This is a genomic window from Arthrobacter sp. B0427-1-12 (assembly GCF_059092905.1).
The window spans coordinates 377,202-396,116 of record NZ_JBNHIC010000001.1 but is presented as its reverse complement, the minus strand read 5'-3'; the positions used below and the strand labels follow the sequence as shown (position 1 = coordinate 396,116).

16 protein-coding genes are annotated in these 18,915 nt (G+C 68.2%); 3 read left to right on the top strand and 13 right to left on the bottom strand.

What is annotated here, in order from left to right; genetic code table 11:
• Positions 1-179: 179 nt before the first annotated feature.
• The 3 genes from AC5RWU_RS02000 to AC5RWU_RS01990 form a co-directional block, all read right to left on the bottom strand.
• Positions 180-1,481 (bottom strand): AfsR/SARP family transcriptional regulator, encoded by a 1,302-nt coding sequence (locus tag AC5RWU_RS02000; protein WP_494031031.1) that lies wholly within the window; start codon positions 1,479-1,481, stop codon positions 180-182.
• A gap of 159 nt (positions 1,482-1,640) precedes the next feature.
• Positions 1,641-1,991, bottom strand: a complete 351-nt coding sequence (locus tag AC5RWU_RS01995) for a YtxH domain-containing protein (RefSeq protein ID WP_494031030.1) — start codon at positions 1,989-1,991, stop codon at positions 1,641-1,643.
• 137 nt (positions 1,992-2,128) lie between these two features.
• Positions 2,129-3,496: an FAD-dependent oxidoreductase gene (locus AC5RWU_RS01990; RefSeq protein WP_494031029.1), complete on the bottom strand. Its 1,368-nt coding sequence runs from the start codon at positions 3,494-3,496 to the stop codon at positions 2,129-2,131.
• A gap of 177 nt (positions 3,497-3,673) precedes the next feature.
• Here AC5RWU_RS01990 and rarD point away from each other — a divergent pair, with 177 nt between their 5' ends.
• Together rarD and AC5RWU_RS01980 are read left to right on the top strand one after the other, a co-directional pair.
• The gene (rarD, locus tag AC5RWU_RS01985; RefSeq protein WP_494031061.1) at positions 3,674-4,681 is read left to right on the top strand and encodes an EamA family transporter RarD; all 1,008 of its coding nucleotides are present in this window, start codon (positions 3,674-3,676) and stop codon (positions 4,679-4,681) included.
• Positions 4,682-4,713: 32 nt separating this feature from the next.
• Positions 4,714-6,111 carry a dihydrolipoyl dehydrogenase family protein gene (locus AC5RWU_RS01980; RefSeq protein WP_494031028.1) on the top strand — a complete coding sequence of 466 codons (1,398 nt, stop codon included), beginning with the start codon at positions 4,714-4,716 and terminating at the stop codon, positions 6,109-6,111.
• Positions 6,112-6,113: 2 nt separating this feature from the next.
• Here AC5RWU_RS01980 and AC5RWU_RS01975 read toward each other — a convergent pair whose 3' ends face one another.
• The 6 genes from AC5RWU_RS01975 to AC5RWU_RS01950 form a co-directional block, all read right to left on the bottom strand.
• Positions 6,114-7,211, bottom strand: a complete 1,098-nt coding sequence (locus tag AC5RWU_RS01975) for a CAP and S-layer homology domain-containing protein (protein WP_494031027.1) — start codon at positions 7,209-7,211, stop codon at positions 6,114-6,116.
• A 96-nt stretch (positions 7,212-7,307) separates the two neighbouring features.
• Complete coding sequence (locus tag AC5RWU_RS01970; protein ID WP_494031026.1) at positions 7,308-8,201, bottom strand: universal stress protein; 894 nt, start codon at positions 8,199-8,201, stop codon at positions 7,308-7,310.
• Positions 8,202-8,258: 57 nt separating this feature from the next.
• Complete coding sequence (gene gabT, locus AC5RWU_RS01965; RefSeq protein ID WP_494031025.1) at positions 8,259-9,611, bottom strand: 4-aminobutyrate--2-oxoglutarate transaminase; 1,353 nt, start codon at positions 9,609-9,611, stop codon at positions 8,259-8,261.
• 38 nt (positions 9,612-9,649) lie between these two features.
• Entirely contained in the window at positions 9,650-11,080 is a 1,431-nt protein-coding gene (locus tag AC5RWU_RS01960) for an aminobutyraldehyde dehydrogenase (RefSeq protein ID WP_494036880.1), read from the bottom strand.
• Between the two features lie 126 nt (positions 11,081-11,206).
• On the bottom strand, positions 11,207-11,344 hold the full coding sequence (locus AC5RWU_RS01955; RefSeq protein WP_494031023.1) for a methionine/alanine import family NSS transporter small subunit: 138 nt from the start codon (positions 11,342-11,344) through the stop codon (positions 11,207-11,209).
• Positions 11,341-12,927 (bottom strand): sodium-dependent transporter, encoded by a 1,587-nt coding sequence (locus tag AC5RWU_RS01950; RefSeq protein WP_494031022.1) that lies wholly within the window; start codon positions 12,925-12,927, stop codon positions 11,341-11,343. Before AC5RWU_RS01950 ends, AC5RWU_RS01955 begins: the two co-directional genes overlap by 4 nt.
• A 108-nt stretch (positions 12,928-13,035) precedes the next feature.
• Here AC5RWU_RS01950 and AC5RWU_RS01945 point away from each other — a divergent pair, with 108 nt between their 5' ends.
• Positions 13,036-14,514, top strand: coding sequence for a PucR family transcriptional regulator (locus tag AC5RWU_RS01945; RefSeq protein WP_494031021.1), 1,479 nt, complete (start codon positions 13,036-13,038; stop codon positions 14,512-14,514).
• On the opposite strand, the gene AC5RWU_RS01940 is transcribed toward AC5RWU_RS01945, so the two are convergent.
• The 4 genes from AC5RWU_RS01940 to AC5RWU_RS01925 are packed head-to-tail and all read right to left on the bottom strand — an operon-like array spanning position 14,511 to position 18,905.
• A complete protein-coding gene (locus tag AC5RWU_RS01940; protein ID WP_494031020.1) occupies positions 14,511-16,001 on the bottom strand; it encodes an FAD-dependent oxidoreductase in 1,491 nt (496 codons plus the stop codon). The two genes, AC5RWU_RS01945 and AC5RWU_RS01940, sit on opposite strands and share 4 nt — an antisense overlap.
• A 36-nt stretch (positions 16,002-16,037) precedes the next feature.
• Positions 16,038-17,225 (bottom strand): uroporphyrinogen-III C-methyltransferase, encoded by a 1,188-nt coding sequence (gene cobA, locus AC5RWU_RS01935; protein WP_494031019.1) that lies wholly within the window; start codon positions 17,223-17,225, stop codon positions 16,038-16,040.
• Positions 17,222-18,193 carry an ABC transporter permease gene (locus AC5RWU_RS01930; protein WP_494031018.1) on the bottom strand — a complete coding sequence of 324 codons (972 nt, stop codon included), beginning with the start codon at positions 18,191-18,193 and terminating at the stop codon, positions 17,222-17,224. The genes cobA and AC5RWU_RS01930 overlap by 4 nt, the downstream gene beginning before the upstream one ends.
• Complete coding sequence (locus AC5RWU_RS01925; RefSeq protein WP_494031017.1) at positions 18,183-18,905, bottom strand: ABC transporter ATP-binding protein; 723 nt, start codon at positions 18,903-18,905, stop codon at positions 18,183-18,185. Before AC5RWU_RS01925 ends, AC5RWU_RS01930 begins: the two co-directional genes overlap by 11 nt.
• Positions 18,906-18,915: the final 10 nt, after the last annotated feature.

The following is an 18,915-nucleotide window of genomic DNA, read 5'->3' as shown; positions in this document are numbered from 1 at the left end:
CGTTGCAAGCACGTTGCACCCGCCCCGTCACACCCCGCCGTCGCACCCCCACCCCGTCGCACCCCCGCCGAAACCTCAGTTGTTGCTGATATGCGGGAGCATTTCCAGCAAAAGCTGAGGTTTCGGCGGAAGGAGGTGAGGGCAAGGGGTGTGAGGGCGGGATGGTTGAGGCGGGTTGGTCAGGAGAGTTCGGCTTCGATCCGCTCCAGCTGGGCGACGACGGCGGCCCGCCTGGGCGAGCGCGGCGGCAGGGCCTGCAGCGCAGCACGCCAGGCGTCGCCGTCGTACTCCGCTTCAGGCAGCTGGAGGTACCGCAGCAGCGTTCCGGCACTGCCTTCCGCCAGCACCGCTTCCCGCAGTTCCCAGGCCACGTCGCTGCGCAGGCGGACCATGGCAGGGGCCTGCGAGCGGGGCAGCACCGGCCCCGGGTAGCCGCCCAGCGCCAGCCGGTGCGCCCCACGCCGCAGCCAGGTGCGGACCTGGCGCGCATCCACCGCAAGCTCCGCAGGCAGCCGGTACGGCCGGGACCGCGGCACGAAATCCGGGCCGTGGCTTTCGAGCACGCGGCGCAGACGCAGCATTTCCGCCCGGACGGTGGTCACGGACGTATTCTCCGGATAGGCCATCAGCGCCAGCTGCTCCGCGGTCAGGCCCTCCGGGTGGAGCGCCAGGATGGCCAGCAGTTCGGAGTGGCGGTCGGACAGTTCCACGCTGGCACCGTTCACGGTCAGCACGGCCTGGTCCCGGCCCAGGATCCGGAGGCTGGGCCCGTTCGCCCGCTCCCGGGAAGGCGCCGCCGGTGCGCTGCCGCGGCCGGCCTGCAATCGTTCCACGCGCAGCTGAACCTCGGCGGCAGCCACAGCCGCCTGGACCAGCGACAGCGTGTGGACAGCGACCGCCTCCTCGCCGCCGGTGATATCAACAACACCCAGGAGGGCTCCGGTATCCGGATCGTGGAGCGGAACGGCGGTGCAGCTCCAGGGGTGGACCTGACGGTTGAAGTGCTCGGCGCCGGCAATCTGGATCCCCTGCCCCACCGCCAGCGCGGTACCCGGGGCACTGGTGCCGACGGATTGCTCCGACCAGTCGGCGCCGGGGACGAAGTTCATGGCCTCGGCCTTCCGGCGCAGCCCGTGGTCGCCGTCCACCCATAACAGCCGTCCGTTCTCGTCGCCGACGGCCACCAGCAGGCCACTGTCCCGGCCGGGCCCGACGAGCAGCTTGTCGATCACAGGCATGACCGCTGCCAGCGGATGGGTGCGGCGATGGTCTGCCAGTTCGGCGTCATCATAGACCAGGACCGGCAGGGCAGTATCCGGACTGGCGTGGTGGCGCAGGGAGCGCTCCCAGGAGTCCCTGACGACCGGACGGATCTGGGCTCCGGCGACTGCGTTGCGGGCCAGCCGTTCGTGGGCGGCGATGGCCCGCAGCTGCAGTTCCTGCGAGGTCAACTCGAGGGTGCGGAAACGGGAAACAGGCATCGGCGCTCCCTGGACAACGTGTGGGTTGAGTCACAGTGTAGCGCCCGCCGCCCCCTTCGCCGCCATCCCCCGCCCCCTCCGGTTCGCACAGCAGTACGCGCACGTTTGGGCGGGCCAACGTGCGCGTACTGCTGAATCAGCGGGGGCGGTGGAGCCGGGCTACTTGGTTTCGGACTGGGTGCCCGGCTGGGATTCGTTGAACGACGACGGCACCGCCGGAATCGGCTCCGCCGGCTCCATCGTGGCCTCAGTCTGCGGAGCCTTGCTCTGCGATTCGTCGGCATGGTCGCGGTGCAGAGCGTGCTTGGCGGTTTCGGCTACCTTTTCCTGTACCTGGGGAGCCTTTTCCTTGGCCCACTCCGCACCCTCGGAAACCTTGGACTGGACCTTCGGGTCCTGCCACAGTTTTTCCGCCTTCGCCTTGATGGTCTCGTAGCTCTGGCGTCCGGCAGCAGATCCGAGCAGATAGCCAACACCTACACCAACTACAAAGATTGCTTTCTTCACCATGGCTTCCTCCTTGGATCAGTGGAAAAATCAGCGGGTAGATCGGACAACCCCTTGCAGGGCTATGATCAGCCTACTGATGATCCACGGATGCGCAATGCCACGAACACACAATGCCATGGAGTGGATGGGCCTGGGCCTTACTTCCGGGCGATGCTGATCATATCCTCGCGCGGGACGACCTTGATGCGCTCGCGCTCCACGCCGCTGTCCGCATATTCCGCGCCGAGCGAGAGTTCGTGGGCGTCCAGCTTCAGCCAGCCCTCCCACGTGGTGTACTCCACGCCGCGTTCCTCGAGCAGGTCGATGATGGCCTGTTCATCCGGATTCTCCGCCGCCGGCAGGCCGAGGCGGTCCTCCAGCAGGCAGCCGATGGTTTCCAGCGCATCGCCCTTGGTGTGGCCGATCAGGCCCACCGGGCCGCGCTTGATCCAGCCGGTGGTGTAGATACCCGGCACCGGGTTGCCGTCCGCGTCCAAAACCCGGCCGCTGTCATTGGGGATGACGCCGCGCTTGTAGTCGAACTCCACCTCGGGCAGCTCCGAGCCGAAGTAGCCGATGGCGCGGTAGACCGCCTGGACCGGGTAGTCGATGATCTCCCCCGTGCCCTCGACGTTGCCCTTGCCGTCCAGCCGGGTCCGCTCGAACTTAATGCCCTCGACCTTGCCGTCGCCGTAAATCTCCACCGGGCTGTGGAGGAAGTGCAGGTGCAGCCGGCGCGATGCGCCGGTGCCTTCGTCCTCCACCAGCCAGTTGGTCAGGGTCTTGACCATCGTCTTGGTCTGGTTGTTCGTCGCGATCTGCCGCTCCGACTCCTCGTCGAAGTCGAAGTCCTCCGGGTACAGCACGATGTCGACATCCCGGGAGTGCGACAGCTCGCGCAGCTCCAGCGGGGTGAATTTCACCTGCGCCGGGCCGCGCCGGCCGAAGACATGCACATCGGTGACCGGAGACTTCTTCAGCCCCTCGTAGACGTTCTCCGGGATTTCGGTAGTGAGCAGGTCATCGGCGTGCTTGGAGAGCATGCGGGCCACGTCCAGGGCCACGTTGCCGTTGCCGATCACGGCGATTTCCTTCGCCTCCAACGGCCATTCGCGGGGCACATCCGGGTGGCCGTCATACCAGGAGACGAAGTCTGCGGCACCGAAGGAACCGGGCAGGTCCACGCCGGGGATGTTCATGGCCGCGTCCTTGATGGCGCCGGTGGAGAAGATGATGGCGTCGTAGAACGTGCGGAAGTCGGAGAGCGTGAGGTCCTTGCCGTAGTTCACATTGCCCAGGAAGCGGATGTCGCCCCGGTCCAGGACCTTGTGCAGGGCGGTGACGATCCCCTTGATCCGGGGATGGTCCGGGGCCACGCCGTAGCGGATCAGCCCGTAGGGTGCCGGATACTGTTCGAAGAGGTCGATGCTGACGTCGAAGTCACGCTCAGCCTTGGTGAGAATGTCCGCGGCGTATACACCTGCGGGGCCGGCGCCGATAATGGCCACCCGGAGAGGGCGAGGCATACAGTGGATCCTTCCGAACTGTTAATGAATGCAGTGCGCTCCGATGGTGGTCCTGCTTAGCGCACAATAATCTATTCTAATTCGCCCGCCGCTGAGGCGGTTAATCGCAGTGATGCGCGCCTCAGCCGGACGGCACGGCAACCGCCCCGCTGGCATCCCCTTGCCGGGGGTGATGTTATAGGTTACGTGTCCAAATCAGACGGCCTGCGCGCCTTTCGGAAGCCTGCGGCAGCAGCGAACGACGCCGGCCTCCCGGCTCCGGAGGGCAAGGCCGCCAGGGCAGTCCAGGCCGGTATCCTGTTCGGTATCGGCGCCTACGGCCTCTGGGGCCTGCTGCCCCTCTATTTCGTTGCGCTCGAGCCGGCGGGCGCCGTCGAAATCGTGGCCAACCGCGTGCTCTGGTCTCTGCTGTTCTGTGTCCTGCTGGTCACCGCCATGCGCAACTGGCCCGCCCTGCTGGCCACGGTCCGCAGCCGCAAGGCGATGGGCGCGCTGAGCGTTGCGGCGGCGCTGATCGCCGGGAACTGGCTGCTGTACACCGTCGCGGTCACCACGGGGCGGGCGGTCGAGGCCTCGCTGGGCTACTTCATCAACCCGCTGGTCTCCGTCCTGCTGGGTGTGCTGGTGCTCAAGGAACGGCTGCGGCCGCTGCAGTGGGCGGCGATCGTGGTCAGCACGGTTGCCGTGCTGGTGCTGGCCTTCGGCTACGGCTCCGTTCCGTGGCTCGCCCTGGGCGTGGCCGGCAGTTTCGGCCTGTACGGGCTGGTCAAGAACCGCGTCGGTTCGGCCGTTGACGCCACCTCGAGCCTCACGGTGGAAACGGCGGTCCTGACACCGCTGGCCGCCGCCGTGATGCTCTGGCTGGGCGCCACCGGCGGCGCGACGCTGACCACCGAGGGGCCGGGGCATTTCTGGCTGATGGCCGCCGGCGGGCTGATCACCGCGCTGCCACTGCTGTTCTTCGGAGCCGCTGCCCGCCGCCTGCCGCTGTCCACCATCGGACTGCTGCAGTACCTGGCGCCGACCCTGCAGTTCATCCTGGCCCTGACCGTGCTCGGCGAGCAGATGGTGCTGGAACGGTGGATCGGGTTCGGCCTGGTCTGGCTGGCGCTGGTGATCCTGACCACGGACATGCTGGTCAGTGTCCGCCGCAGTGCCAGGCTGCGGAAAAGAACCGTGCAATGACTGAAAAATCAGTCCCTAGGGAAGGATGGAAAGTGCAGATCGAAGAGGTTGACCTTCTGGTTATCGGCGGCGGCAAGGCCGGCAAATCCCTGGCCATGGATCTGGCCCGCGAGGGGCAAAAAGTCGCCATGGTGGAACGGGGCATGATCGGCGGCACCTGCATTAACGTCGCCTGCATCCCCACCAAGACCCTCATCAGCAGCGGACGGCTGCTGCAGAAGATGCAGCGGGCGGCCGGGTTCGGGATCGACGGCGCCGCAGCGCCGAAGTTCAATCTCAACCTGCTGCGGGCCCGCAAGGACGAAGTTGTCTCGACAATGTCCGCCGGCAACCACAAGCAGTTTCTGGAGTCCGGCATGGACTTCATCCTGGGCGAGGCGAGGTTCGTTGGCCGCCGCACTGTGGAGGTGGTCCTGAACGACGGCGGGACCCGCACCCTGCGCGGGGCGGACGTGGTCATCAATACCGGCACCGTACCGGCCGTGCCGCCGATCGAAGGCCTCGCCGAAGCGCGGCCGCTCACCAGTGATTCGCTGCTGGAGATCGAACAGCTGCCCGAAAGCATCATCGTCCTCGGCGGCGGGTACATCGGCGTCGAATACGCGGACCTGCTCAGCACCGCCGGCGTGAAGGTGACCGTCGTGGAAAGCGGCAGCCAACTGCTGGGACGCGAGGATACGGACATCGCCGAGGCTGTGCTGGCCGGCTTTTCCCGGGCCGGGATCGACGTCCGCTTCAATGCCAGTGCCGAGCGCATCTCGCGGGGCGCGGACGGGACCGTGACGGTGGAACTGTCCGACGGCGGCACAATTGCCGCCGCGGAACTGCTCACCGCCGTCGGCCGCACCCCGGTGACGGCAGGGCTGGGACTGGACGTGGCCGGCGTCGAAACCGACGAGCGGGGCTTCGTGCTGGTGGATGAGCACCTGCGCACCTCCGCCTCCGGGGTATGGGCCGCGGGCGACGTCGCCGGCACCGCCCAGTTCACCCACGCCTCCTACGACGACTACCGGATCCTGAAGGAGAACCTCGACGCGGACTGGACGGGCAAACTGCGCAGCACCGCGGACCGGCTCATTCCCTACACCGTGTTCACCACTCCCGAACTAGGACGTGTGGGCCTCACCGAGGCCCAGGCCCGCGAGGCCGGCTACGACGTGCTGATCGCCCGGATGCCCGCCTCCGCGATCCCCCGGGCCCGCACCATCGGCGAGCTGGACGGGGTGTGGAAGGCCGTCGTCGACCGGGCCACCGGACGCATCCTGGGTGCCGCGCTGCTCAGCGCCGAGGCCTCCGAAGCGGTCACCTCAGTGCAGCTGGCGATGTTGGGCGGCCTGGACTACCGGCAGGTGCGGGACGCGGTCATCAGCCACCCCACGATGACGGAGGGCCTGAATCTGCTGTTCACTCCGGCCTTCCTGGCGGAGTAGCGCTAGTAGCGCACGTCGAAGCGGAACATGAAGGCAGCCATGGCATCGCGCATGACCGGTTCGTCCGGGCGGAAGGAACCGTCCTTCCAGCCGGTTGCGATGCGCGTGGACGCCAGCCAGGCGATCTCCTTGTAGAACGGGTTCGACGCCGGCACGTCGGTGAACGCCGTCGTCGCCGGCGGCTGGAAATCGGGTGAATCCGCCAGCCGGTAGAGGAAAGCAGCCATGGTCTGCCGGTCCACGGTGGCACCGGGACGGTACGTACCGTCCCGCCAGCCGGCGGCGACCTTCGCTGTGCTGAGCCAGTCGATCTCCTTGGCAAACTGGGTGCCGGGCGCCACGTCCGTGAACGGGGGCTCCAGCGCCGGGGTGTAGCGAGGCGAATCCTTGAGACGGTACATGAATGCTGCCATCGCGTCGCGGGCCACCGGTTCGTCAGGCCGGAAGGTGCCGTCGGGCCAGCCCGTCGAGATGCCTTCGGCCGTCAGCCATTCGATCTCCGCAGCGAACTTCCGGTCCCGCGCAACATCGGCGAACGCAGGGGGCGGGGTGGGATAACCGGCGAAATTCTGTGTTGCGACCAGCTTGGATCCGTAGACCCGGTTGTCATGCAGCCGGGCATAGCCGAAACCGAAGTCCGTGGCGGTGGGGCTGAGCATGTTCCGGTTGTGCCCGGGCGAATTCTTCCAAGCCTCGAACAGGCGGTCGGCATCCCGGTCGATCGCGATGTTCTCGGCGGCGCTGGTCCAGCCGTCCGGATACTGCTGCGCATAGGACGGATTGTGCTCGAAACCCGAGGTCCCGTCGGAGGCGTCGAGCCGCTCCCGCATGGTCTCCGACCAGCGTTGGGCGACACCGGCGATGGCCTGGTTCCACCGCAGCGGCCGCAGGCCGTTGGCCGCACGGTGCTGGTTGGTCAGTTCAAAGACCCGGGCCGCCACCGGATCCTGGATGGTTGCGGCGGGAGCGGACTGCGGGGCGAATGCTGCAGGTGCCGCGGAAACCGCCGGCGCGGCGGATGCTGCCGGCGCGGTGCCGCTGACGAAGAATAACGGCATCGTCAGCACCGCGACCGCGCTGCTGATTTTTCGAATACCCATTCCGGGTCCTTACGTTCGACTGCAATTCACGGCCGGCGCTGCCGCGCACCCGGCATATTCCCCACCGTACCGCGGTCCCTTGGTTAACTAAAACCGTTATGAGGTCACTTCCTCATCGCCCCCCACGGGGCCTTCATAGTTGCGCGGAACCACGACCATCGGCACCGGCAGCGAGCGCAGCATCCTGTTGGCCGTGCTGCCCAGGAAGAGCCGGCGGTGCTGGGCCAGCCGGCTGGAACCGATCATCACCACTTCCCCGTCCTCCCAGTCGAGCGCCTCGACCGCTTCTTCGATGCTCCTGCCGTCCGCTACGGTGGCGGAGACTTGCTGGTCCGCACCGAGGCTCTCCTTCGCCGCCGCCATCAGCCGGTCGGCATGCTGCTGGGCCTGGGCCACCGTCTCGGCGCGCTCCCCGCCGGTGTCGTCAAGTGCCACCAGGGACAGCAGGCGCAGCGGCAGTCCACCGCGCGCTGTGGCCGCCATGACGGTCCGCAGCAGCTCCTGGGCGCCGGCCCGGGTGCCGACCGCCGCAGTGAAGCGGGCCATCCGCTCCGGGGCCTTGTAGTCCCGGGGCACCAGCGCCACGGGAACCTGGGCCGAGTGAAGCAGCGCGTTCGCCACGGAGCCGATGGTGAAACGGCCCAGCAGTCCGGACCGGGTGGCGCCGATGATGATCAGTCCGGCCCGGAATTCCCCGGCCGCCTCCATGAGGCCTTCGGCGACGGAGTCCGCGAACCGCAGGTGGGCCGTCGTGGCGATGTCCTGGGGCACCAGCATCAGCGCCTCTTCCAGTTCCTTGCGTGCAGTGCTGACCAGGATGGCCTCGTAGCTGCTGGCGCTGGAGGCAACCCTGGCCGCCGTGATGGGAGCCGGCTGCGGCAGGACCACGACCACGTCGAGCCGTGCGCCCTGCGCCCGGGCCAGGGCGGCGGCGAACTCGATGGCTTCCTTGCCCCGCTCGTTGGCGGCATATCCGACTACATAACGCATGGGAACGACCTTTCCTGGGACTGGCGTCAACGGTCAAGACTCTACCTGCAGGCAGCCTCAGGCCTGGGCGCGGATGGCGGCCTCCAGCACGTCCAGCCCGTCGTGGAGCAGTTCATCGCCGATGACCAGCGGGGGCAGCAGCCGGATGACATTGCCGTACGTGCCGCAGGTCAGGATGATCACGCCGTCCTGCAGGCAGGCTGCGGCGATGGCCCTGGTGGCCTCCGGGTCCGGCTCCTTGCCGCCGGTCTTGACCAGTTCGACGGCGAGCATGGCGCCGCGGCCGCGCACGTCACCGATGATGCCCACCTCGTCCGCCAGCCCGCGCAGCCGCGGCAGCACGATGGACTCGATGTGCCGGGCGCGGCCCGCCAGGTCCTGCTCCCGCATCGTGCCGATCGCGGCCAGCGCGGCGGCGCACGCCACCGGGTTGCCGCCGTAGGTTCCGCCCAGCCCGCCGCGATGGACGGCGTCGAGCAGGTCGGCCCGGCCGGTGATCGCGGACAGCGGCATGCCGCCTGCAATGCCCTTGGCCAGGGTGATGATGTCCGGGACAACGCCCTCGTGCTCGGAGGCGAACCAGGCGCCGGTGCGGCAGAAGCCGGACTGGACCTCGTCGGCGATGAAGACGATGCCCTTCTCCTTCGCCCAGGCCGCCAGGGCCGGCAGGAAGCCCTCGGCCGGGACGATGAACCCGCCCTCGCCCTGGATCGGCTCGACCAGGATCGCGGCGACGGAGTCCGCGCCGATCTGCTTCTCGATCATCGTGATGGCCCGCTGCGCGGCCTGTGCGCCGGTGATCTGCGGATTCTCCTCACGGAACGGATAGCTCATCGGCATCCGGTAGATCTCCGGCGCGAACGGGCCGAAGTGCGCCTTGTACGGCATGGACTTGGCGGTCAGCGCCATGGTCAGGTTGGTGCGGCCGTGGTAGGCGTGGTCGAAGGCAACCACGGCGGTGCGGCCGGTGGCCAGTCGGGCCACCTTCACCGCGTTCTCCACCGCCTCGGCACCCGAATTGAAGAGCACGGTGCGCTTCTCATGGTCGCCGGGGGTCAGGCGGTCCAGCTCCTCGGCGACGGCGATATAGCCCTCGTACGGAGTGACCATGAAGCAGGTGTGGGTGAAGCGGTCCACCTGCTCCTTCACTGCCGCGGCGACCGCCGGGTCGGAGGCGCCGACGCTGGTCACCGCGATGCCCGAGCCCAGGTCGATGAACGAGTTGCCGTCCACGTCCAGGATGATGCCGCCGTCGGCATCCCGGGCATAGACCGGCACGCCGGAGGCGACGCCCCCGGCCACGACGGCGGCGCGCCGGGCCTCCAGCTCGGCGGACCTGGGCCCCGGGAAGGCCCGGACGTCGCGCTTCTGGGCCAGGCGGAAGGACGCAGGGGCGGTTTCAGTGGACATGGGGGATCCTTTCGGTCAGGGGCGGGTGCGGCCGGGTACTACACGTCCAGGGCGGACATGACGTGCTTGATGCGCGTGTAGTCCTCCACCCCGTACAGGGACAGGTCCTTGCCGTAGCCCGAATGCTTGAAGCCGCCGTGCGGCATTTCCGCGGTCAGCAGGATGTGGGTGTTGATCCAGACGGCGCCGAAGTCCAGGTCGCGGGAGACCCGCATCGCCGTGCCGTGGTTGGTGGTCCAGACGCTGGAGGCCAAGGCGTACTCGACGTCGTTGGCCAGCTGGACGGCTTCGGCCTCCGCGGAGAACTTTTGCACCGTGATGATCGGGCCGAAGGTCTCCTTCTGCACGATAGCGTCCGTCTGCTTCGCACCGCTGATGATCGTGGCCTCGTAGAAGAAGCCCTTGGACCCGGCGCGGTGCCCGCCGATCTCCACCTTGCAGTGGTCCGGCAGCGCGTCCATGACGGCGTTGACGGCGTTGAAGTGGTTGATGTTGTTCAGCGGGCCGAAGTAGTTCTCCGCGTCGTTCTCACTGCCGGTCTTCAACGTCTTGGTGTGCTCCACCATGGCGGCCACGAGGTCGTCATGGGCTGACTCCTCCACCAGCACCCGGGTGATGGCGGTGCAGTCCTGGCCGGCGTTGAAGAACGCGAACTCGGCGATCGCCGCGGCGCTCTTCTTGATGTCCGCATCCGCGAAGACGATGGCCGGCGCCTTGCCGCCCAGTTCCAGGTGGGCGCGCTTGAGGTCCTTCGCCGCGCCCGTGGCAACCGCGACGCCGGCACGGACGGAACCGGTGATGGACACCAGCCCGGGTACCGGGTGGTTGACCATCAGCTCGCCCGTGCGGCCGGTGCCCAGCACCACGTTCACGACGCCGGCCGGGAAGATGTCCTTGATCAGCCGGGCCAGGAGCAGGGTGGATTCGGGGGTGGTGTCCGAGGGCTTGAGGACCACAGTATTGCCCGCAGCCAGGGCGGGGCCGATCTTCCAGACGGCCATCAGCAGCGGATAGTTCCACGGCGTCACCTGCGCGACGACGCCGATCGGCTCCCGCCGCACATAGGAGGTGTGCCCCTCGAAGTACTCGCCGGCGGATTTGCCCTCCAGGACGCGGGCGGCACCGGCGAAGAAGCGCAGTTGGTCGGCACCCGCCGCCACCTCCTCCGAGGCAATCATGTCCCGGACCTGGCCGGTGTTGCGGTGCTGCGCTTCCACCAGTTCTTCGCTGTGGGCTTCCATCGCGTCGGCCAGCTTCAGCAGCATGCGCTGGCGCTGGCCGGGCGTGACGTGCTTCCAGGTCCTGAAGGCCCCGGCTGCGGCCTGCATGGCAGCGTCGACATCGGATTCGACGGAGACCGGCGCCTTGGCCACTACTTCCCCGTTGGTCGGGTTAATGATGTCCAGGTGTTCGGTGCCGGCCGGCGTGACGAATTCGCCGTTGATGAAGTTCTGCAGTGTGGCGGCCACGGTGCCCTCTTTCATCGGGGATGGTTGCTGCTGGTTCCAGCAGACTAGGGCACCGGCGCCGCCGTCGTAATGGCCGGATGCACAGCCGCAGCAGGACGCAACAGGAGCTGCGCACAATAAAAATCCCTATAGTTCCGGCGCGGGGTGCTCGGGCAGCTCTGTCTCATCCTCCGGGTGGCGGCGCAGGTTCTCAAGCGCCAGCACCAGCCCGCCCCAGACTGTGACGATGGAAACCACCAGCATCACTATGGCGATCGTGCTCATTTGCTAGCCTCCTTCAGGGCAGTGTCCCCGTGCTCATGGTCGGCAAAGGCCGGGTCGGTGTGCGCGGCGGACTTGTGGCTCCACGGAATCAGGGACAGCAGGAAGGCGATGACCACCAAGGCTCCCGCCATGCCCCACCCGAACGTGGCCACGAACCATTCGGGCATGCCGCCGTAGGTCTCCCCGATGAGGATGATCACCTCGTTGACCAGGATGTAGCCCAGGACCACCGGAGCCACGATGCCGACCATGATCCGCCAGATACCGCCCAGCCGCACGGAGGAGGTCTCGTTGACGTGGCCGGCAAGTCCGGGAAGGACGCGGAAGCCGTAGGTCAGCAGGAGCACGGAGACGAGCGCCACGGCCATGATGCCGAAGGTGTTGACGAACTTGTCCGAGACATCCAGCAGGTTCAGGCCTGTGGTGGTGGGGAACAGGATGATGGAAATCAGGGCCAGCGGCACGCCGACGGCCAGGGTTCCGGGAACGCGGCCCAGCCCCAGCTTGTCCTGGACGGCCGCGATGATGACCTCGACGATGCTGATCAGCGAGGTGAAGCCGGCGAAGACCAGCGATGCGAAGAACAGCACGCCCAGCAGGGCGCCGGCCGGAGCCTGGGAGATGATCGTGGGGAACGCGATGAAGGCCAGGCCCACGCCGCTGGTGGCCACCTCGCCCACGCCGGTGCCGGCGCTAAAGGCCATGAAGCCCAGGGCGGCGAAGACGCCGATACCGGCGAGGATCTCGAAGCCGGAATTGGAGAACGCCACCACGAAGCCGGAGCCCGTCAGGTCGGTCTTCTTCTTCAGGTAGGAGGCGTAGGTGATCATGATGCCGAAAGCCACCGACAGGGAGAAGAAGATCTGCCCGTAGGCCGCCGCCCACACGCTGGTGTTGAGCAGTGCGCTCCAGTCCGGCGTGAACAGGGCGTCCAGCCCCGCCGCCGCACCCGGCAGGAACAGGGACTGGACCACCAGGACCAGGAACATGACCAGCAGCAGCGGCAGCAGGACAACAGAGGACTTGGCGATGCCCTTCTGCACGCCGGCCGCCAGCACTCCGATGGTCAGGAGCCAGACCAGCATCAGCGGAATCAGCACGCCGGGCACGTAGTCGAAGCCGATGTTGACGTTCTCGCTCACCTGGAGGAAGTCGCCGAGGAAGAACGCGGCCGGGTCATCGCCCCAGGCCTGGGTGACGGAGAAGATGGCGTACATGCCCGCCCAGGCAATGATGACGGCATAGTAGATGGCGATGACGAAGCAGATGAGCACCTGCCACCAGCCCAGGCCTTCGGCCTTGCGGTTCAACCGCCGGAAGGCCAGCGGCGCGGAGCCGCGGAATCTGTGCCCGACGGCATAGTCGAGGAACAGCAGCGGAATGCCGGCGGTCAGCAGGGCCGTCAGGTAGGGAATGATGAAGGCGCCGCCGCCGTTTTCGTACGCCACATAGGGGAAGCGCCAGATGTTGCCCAGCCCGACGGCGGAGCCGATGGCCGCCAGGATGAATACTTTCCGGCCGGACCACGACTCGCGTTTTGGCGCGGGGCCTGGAGCCGAAGCACTGTTGGGGGTTGTGCCCATGGATTTGTCCTCACAGACTCAAGCGGTTTTGGCTCTTGCCAGCATCCCCTAATAATGGCAAAAAGCACAGTCCCCTTAGCATGACTGGTGCATTTGTATAGTTAGCTCATGGCCATCACCTTGGCGGCCCTCCTCGCCAACTCCTCCCTCTCCCTGCGCAGCGTCGGACAGGCCCGCGGGGCAGCGGATGAGCCCATCCGCTGGGTTGCCGTGACCGAACTGGAAGACCCGCTCCCCTTCCTCAGCGGCGGCGAAGTCGTCCTCACCACGGGGCTGCGCCAGAAGACGGCCGCAGCCCAGCGCAGCTTCGTCGGCCGCGTCCACCGTGCCGGGGCCGTCGCTATCGGATTCGCCGTGGGCCTGAGCCACGCCAAGGTACCGCCGGCCCTGCTCGCCGAGGCGGACGCCGTCGGCCTGCCGGTCTTCGAAGTGCCGTACGAAACCCCGTTCGTGGCCATCAGCAAGCTGGTGGCGGACGCCATCTCCGCCGACCACTACGCCCGGCTCGAAGGCCTGCTGAAGCGGCACCAGGTGCTGGCCTCGGCACTGCTGGGCGGCGGTGGACTGGCCGCCCTGCTGCAGGCACTGGCAGGGATGCTGCACACCGACGTCGCGCTGTTCCAGTACGGGGCGCAGGTGTTCTCCACCGAAACCGAGGCCGCACCGGACACAGCCGCACCGGATGCAGCCGCGCCCGCAGGACACAGCTGGCATAAGCTGCCGATCGCCACCGGCCTGAAAGACCGCTGCACGCTGGCGATCGCCGAGCCGTACACCCGGGACGCGATCGTGGACTATGCGCAGAGCCTGGTCAGCGTCGAACTGAGCAACCAGGCGCAGCGCCGCTCCAGCGAACGGATGGCGGCCGGCCAGGTGCTCCAGGACATTGCGCGCGGCACCCTGACCGGGCACGATGCCACGCTGCGCCTGGGCACAGTGGGTATCGACAGCGCCTCCCGCCAGCTGGTCCTGATGGTCGATGTGGCCTCCGGGCAGCGGCGGGCCCTGCAGACGCTGCCGCTGCCCGCGGTGTTCAACCGTGCGGTCACCGCCGTGCTGGACGATCGGCTGGTGATCGTGGTGGCCAATGCGGAATCCGGCCCGGGTCATTCCGGCCCGTCCGGCTCCGAGCTGGGCCAGGTCCTGAGCGACTACCTTTACGGCGCCGGCCTGACCGCGAAGGTGGGGGTGGGCGGTGCCTACGCCCAGCCCAGCGGACTGCGCTGGAGCTATTTCGAGGCCAAGGAAGCGCTGCGCCGCGGCAAGCGCCTGAATGTGCCGGAGCGGCTGAGCCTTACCTCGCTGCTGCTGGCCAGCGAGGACGTTCCGCTGGCCGATCTTGCCGCCGAGGCGCTGGACCCGCTGGTCGCCTATGACGAAAAGAACGACGCCGGCCTGCTGGCGACGCTGGAGGCGTACCTTGAGCTCAACGGCTCGGTGGCCGCCGTCGCCGATACCCTGCGGCTGCACCGCAACACGGTGCGGTACCGGCTGCAGCAGATCGTCGAACTGACCGGGTACGACCCGGCCGTGACCGCCGGCCGGGTCCACCTGTGGCTCGCGCTGAGCATCCGGAAAATGGGCTAGGCGCCCTCCACCGCCGGAACCCGGACCGCCGGCGCCTTGGCCGCCGGACCCCTCCCGTGGGCCACCGCCACCATGTCCTCGCGCGGCACCACCTTGATCCGTTCACGCTGCACGCCGCCGTCCGGTCCGCCGGCCGCGGCCGAATAGTCGGCACCGAGCGCCCGTTCGTGGGCATCAAGCTTCAGCCAGCCCTCCCAGGTGGTGAATTCCACGCCGCGCCCCTGCAGCAGGTCGACGACGGCCTGCTCGTCCGGACTCTCCGCGGCCGGCAGTGCGGCCGGGTGGGCGAGGTCGGCCAGCAGGTGCGTGACGGTCTCCAGGGCATCGCCCTTGGTATGGCCGATCAGTCCCACCGGGCCGCGCTTGATCCAGCCGGTCGCGTAGAGGCCCGGCACCGTGGTGCCGTCGGCGGCAAGGATGCGTCCGCCGTCGTTCGGAATCACGCCGCGGCGGTAGTCGAACTCCACCTCCGGCAGTTCGGAACCGAAATAGCCCACGGCCCGGTAGACGGCCTGAACCGGGTAGTCGAGGAACTCGCCGGTGCCGCGGACGTTGCCGGTGCCGTCCAGTTCGGTGCGTTCGAACTTGATCCCCTCGACTTTGCCGTCGCCGTGGATTTCAACCGGGTTATGCAGGAAGTGCAGGTGCAGCCGGCGCGGGGCCGGCGGCCGGACCGTGTCCTCCTGCTCGATGAGCCAGTTGCTCAAGGTGCCCACCATCGTCTTGACCTGGTTGTTGCTCTTGACCGCCTCGTCCGAGGCCGCATCGAATTCGAAGTCCTCGGGATAGAGGATGATGTCCACGTCCTTCGAGTGCGACAGTTCGCGCAGCTCCAGCGGGGTGAACTTCACCTGGGCCGGCCCGCGGCGGCCGAACACGTGCACGTCCGTGACCGGAGATGCCTTCAGGCCCTCATAGACATTCGCCGGGATCTCCGTGCTCAACAGGTCGTCGGCGTGCTTGGACAGCACGCGGGCGACGTCGAGCGCGACGTTGCCGTTGCCGATCACCGCAATTTCCCTGGCCTCCAGCGCCCAGTCGCGGGGCACGTCCGGGTGGCCGTCGTACCAGGAGACGAAGTCGGCCGCGCCGAAGGAGCCCTCCAGCTCGATTCCGGGGATGTTCAGGTCCGCGTCCTTGATGGCCCCGGTGGCGAAGATGACCGCGTCGTAATGGCGGCGCAGGTCGGCCAGGGACAGGTCCGTGCCGTAGTCCACATTGCCGAAGAAACGGATGCCGCCGCGGTCCAGCACCTTGTGCAGGGCGGTGACGATGCCCTTGATCCGCGGATGGTCCGGAGCCACGCCGTAGCGGATCAGCCCGTACGGGGCCGGATAGCGGTCGAACAGGTCGATGGTGACGGCCAGCCGCCCGCTCTTGACTTCCCCGGACTTGGTCAGGATGTCCGCGGCGTAGACGCCGGCGGGCCCGGCGCCGACGACGGCAACCCGGAGCGGACGGTTGGCAGGATTAATGGCAGTGGACACGGCTGTGTTCCTTTCGTTCAGATTTGGGGGTAGGGGTCAGGCGTGGGGCGAGAGAGTGACCACGTCGCCGACGATGACGACGGCCGGCGCCTTCACGCCCACGGCCTCCGCTTTGTCCGCGATATCCGCGAGGGTGCCGATGGTGACCCGCTGGTCCGGCATCCAGCCGTTCTCGATGATGCCGACGGCGGTGGCCGGCGAGCGCCCGCCGGCCACCAGGGTGCGGGCGGACTGCCGCAGCAGGGAAACGCCCATGAGCAGGACCAGGGTGTGGTCTCCCCCGCCGGGCACCTGGCCGAGTTGCTCATGGCCGGTGAGGACGCTGAAGCTCTTGGCTACGCCGCGGTGGGTCACCGGGATCCCCGCGGCAGCGGGCACCGACACGGCCGAGGTCACGCCGGGCACCACCTCGACCGGGACTCCGTGCCCGCGGCAGTACTGTTCCTCTTCGCCGCCGCGGCCCAGCACGTACGGGTCCCCGCCCTTGAGCCGGACCACCCGCCGGCCCAGCAGGGCCTGCTCCACCAGGATCCGGTTGATCTCCGGCTGCGGCACCGGATGGTGGCCGGGCGCCTTGCCGACGTCGATAATCTCCACCTCGGGGGCCAGTCCGTCCAGCAGCGAGCGCGGTCCCAGCCGGTCGGCGACGACGACGTCGGCCATCTCCAGCAGCCTTCGGCCGCGGGTGGTGATGAGGCCGGCGTCGCCGGGGCCGCCGCCCACCAGGGCTACGGAACCGGTGTGCCTTTCCGGCTGGCGGACCCGCCGCAGCGGCAGGTCGCCGGCTTCCAGAGCGGCAGCAACGCCGTCGCGCACGGCGGTCGCCCGCTTCGGGTCTGCCCCGGCGTTGACCGCGACCGTCACTCCCCCGGCCTCCGCCACGGCCGGAACCCAGGCCCGGGAGCCGGCGGCGTCGCCGCCCTTGACGCACCAGATCCGGGCGGCCTCCGCGTCGGCGGCAATCCTGTCCTGCAGGGCCGGCGAGCCGGTATGGGCCAGAACCAGCCAGGCGCCGTCCAGGTCGGACGGGATGTACTCCCGCCGTTCCCAACTGATGGCGCCAGCGGCCGCCAGCTGCGCCACCTCCTCACAGGCATAGGGTGCCACGACAGTGACCCAGGCGCCGCCGTCGATCAGGGCCGGGAGCCGGCGCGCGGCCACCGGGCCGCCGCCGACCACCAGCACCTTCCGGCCGGCCAGCTGCAGTGAAATCGGATAAGTCATGAGGCCCTCCCCTGGAGCAGGCCGCGGCCGCGGAGCAGGCGGCGTTCCAGCGGCGCGAACACCAGCAGTTCGACCACGATGCCGATGAACAGGATCAGCACGATGGCCGAGACGACGATCCCCATCGCCGACAAGTCGCGGCCCTGCTGAAGCAGCGAGCCCAGTCCGAAGCCCATGCTCCCGCCGACGGCGATGATCTCCGCGGCCATCAGGGAGCGCCAGGAGAAGGCCCAGCCCTGCTTCAGTCCCGCGAGGTAGCCGGGCAGGGCCGCTGGCAGGATGATCTTCACGGCCAGCTGCCAGCGGCTGGCGCCGAGAACATGCCCCACCCGGTGGAACTGCGGCGGAACCTGGTCCACGCCGGAGATGAGGCCGTTAATGATGGAGGGGACCGCGCCCATCAGGACCACGAAGTACACCGTCGCATCGGTGAGGCCGAACCAGATGATGGCCGCCGGAACCCAGGCCACGGACGGCAGGACCTGCAGCCCTGAGACCAGGGGCCGGAAGGCCGCGCGCAGGTTTTTGTTCTGCGCCAGCAGCAGGCCCAGCGGCGTGGAGATGGCGGCGGCGATCAGGAAGCCGAAGACTCCGCGCTGCAGGCTGGTGACGATGGTCTCCTGCGCTTCCCCGTTCTGCCACAGCTGTCCCAACGTCCCCAGGACATCGAGCGGGCCGGGAAGGATGTCCGGACGCGGGCCGGCGATCCAGACATACATTTGCCAGACATAGATGACGGCGGCGAGCGCTGCCACGGGCAGCAGCGCCTTGACCACCGACCCGCGCCGCGATCCGCGGCGGAGGTCACCGGCCTGGAGCGCGTCCAGTCCTGCCTCCAGCTGGCGCACATCCGCTTCCGTGGTGCGCGGGGTCGACGTTCCGGGATTGCGCGGCGCTGCGGCGGACCCGGCAGGGGATTCTTCCCGGGGTTCGACCGCGTCGGGGTCCTGAGTTGTTTCACGCAGCATGGCGCCGGATCTCCCGTCGCAGGTCGGAGGTAATGCTGGCGGACAGCTCGGCCTGGTCACGGTCGTCAAGGCCGGCATCGACCTGCCATTCGGCCACGATCCGCCCGGGCCGGGAGGACATCAGCAGCACGCGCTGGCCCAGCCGCACGGCTTCGCGGACATTGTGGGTGATGAAGATGATGGTCCGTCCCGTCTCTTTCCAGATCCGTTCCAGCTCGTCGTGGAGCAGGTCGCGGGTGATCGCATCCAGTGCGGCGAAGGGCTCGTCCATCAGCAGCAGGTCCCGGGACTGGGCCAGGGCGCGCGCCAGGGCGACGCGCTGGCGCATGCCGCCGGAGAGTTCATGCGGCCGTTTCCGCCCCGCCTCGCGCAGGTGCACCAGTTCGAGGAGTTCACCGGCCTGGGCCGCCCGCTCGGCGCGGCCGACGCCGCGCAGTTCCAGCGCGAGTTCGACATTGCGCTGCGCGGACAGCCAGGGCAGCAGCGACGCGTCCTGGAGCATGAAGGCGGCTTCCGGCGCCCGGATGACCCCGGCGGTCGGTTCCTCCAGCCCGGCCACCAGGTTCAGCAGCGTGGATTTTCCGCAGCCGGAGGCGCCCAGCAGCGCCACGAACTCTCCCGGTTCGACGCGCAGGTTGACGTCCTCGAGCACCAGCGGTCCATCCGGGGCGAACCGCTTGGCCAGTGAGTCAATGACAATGGCATCCGTCACCGCCCCACCG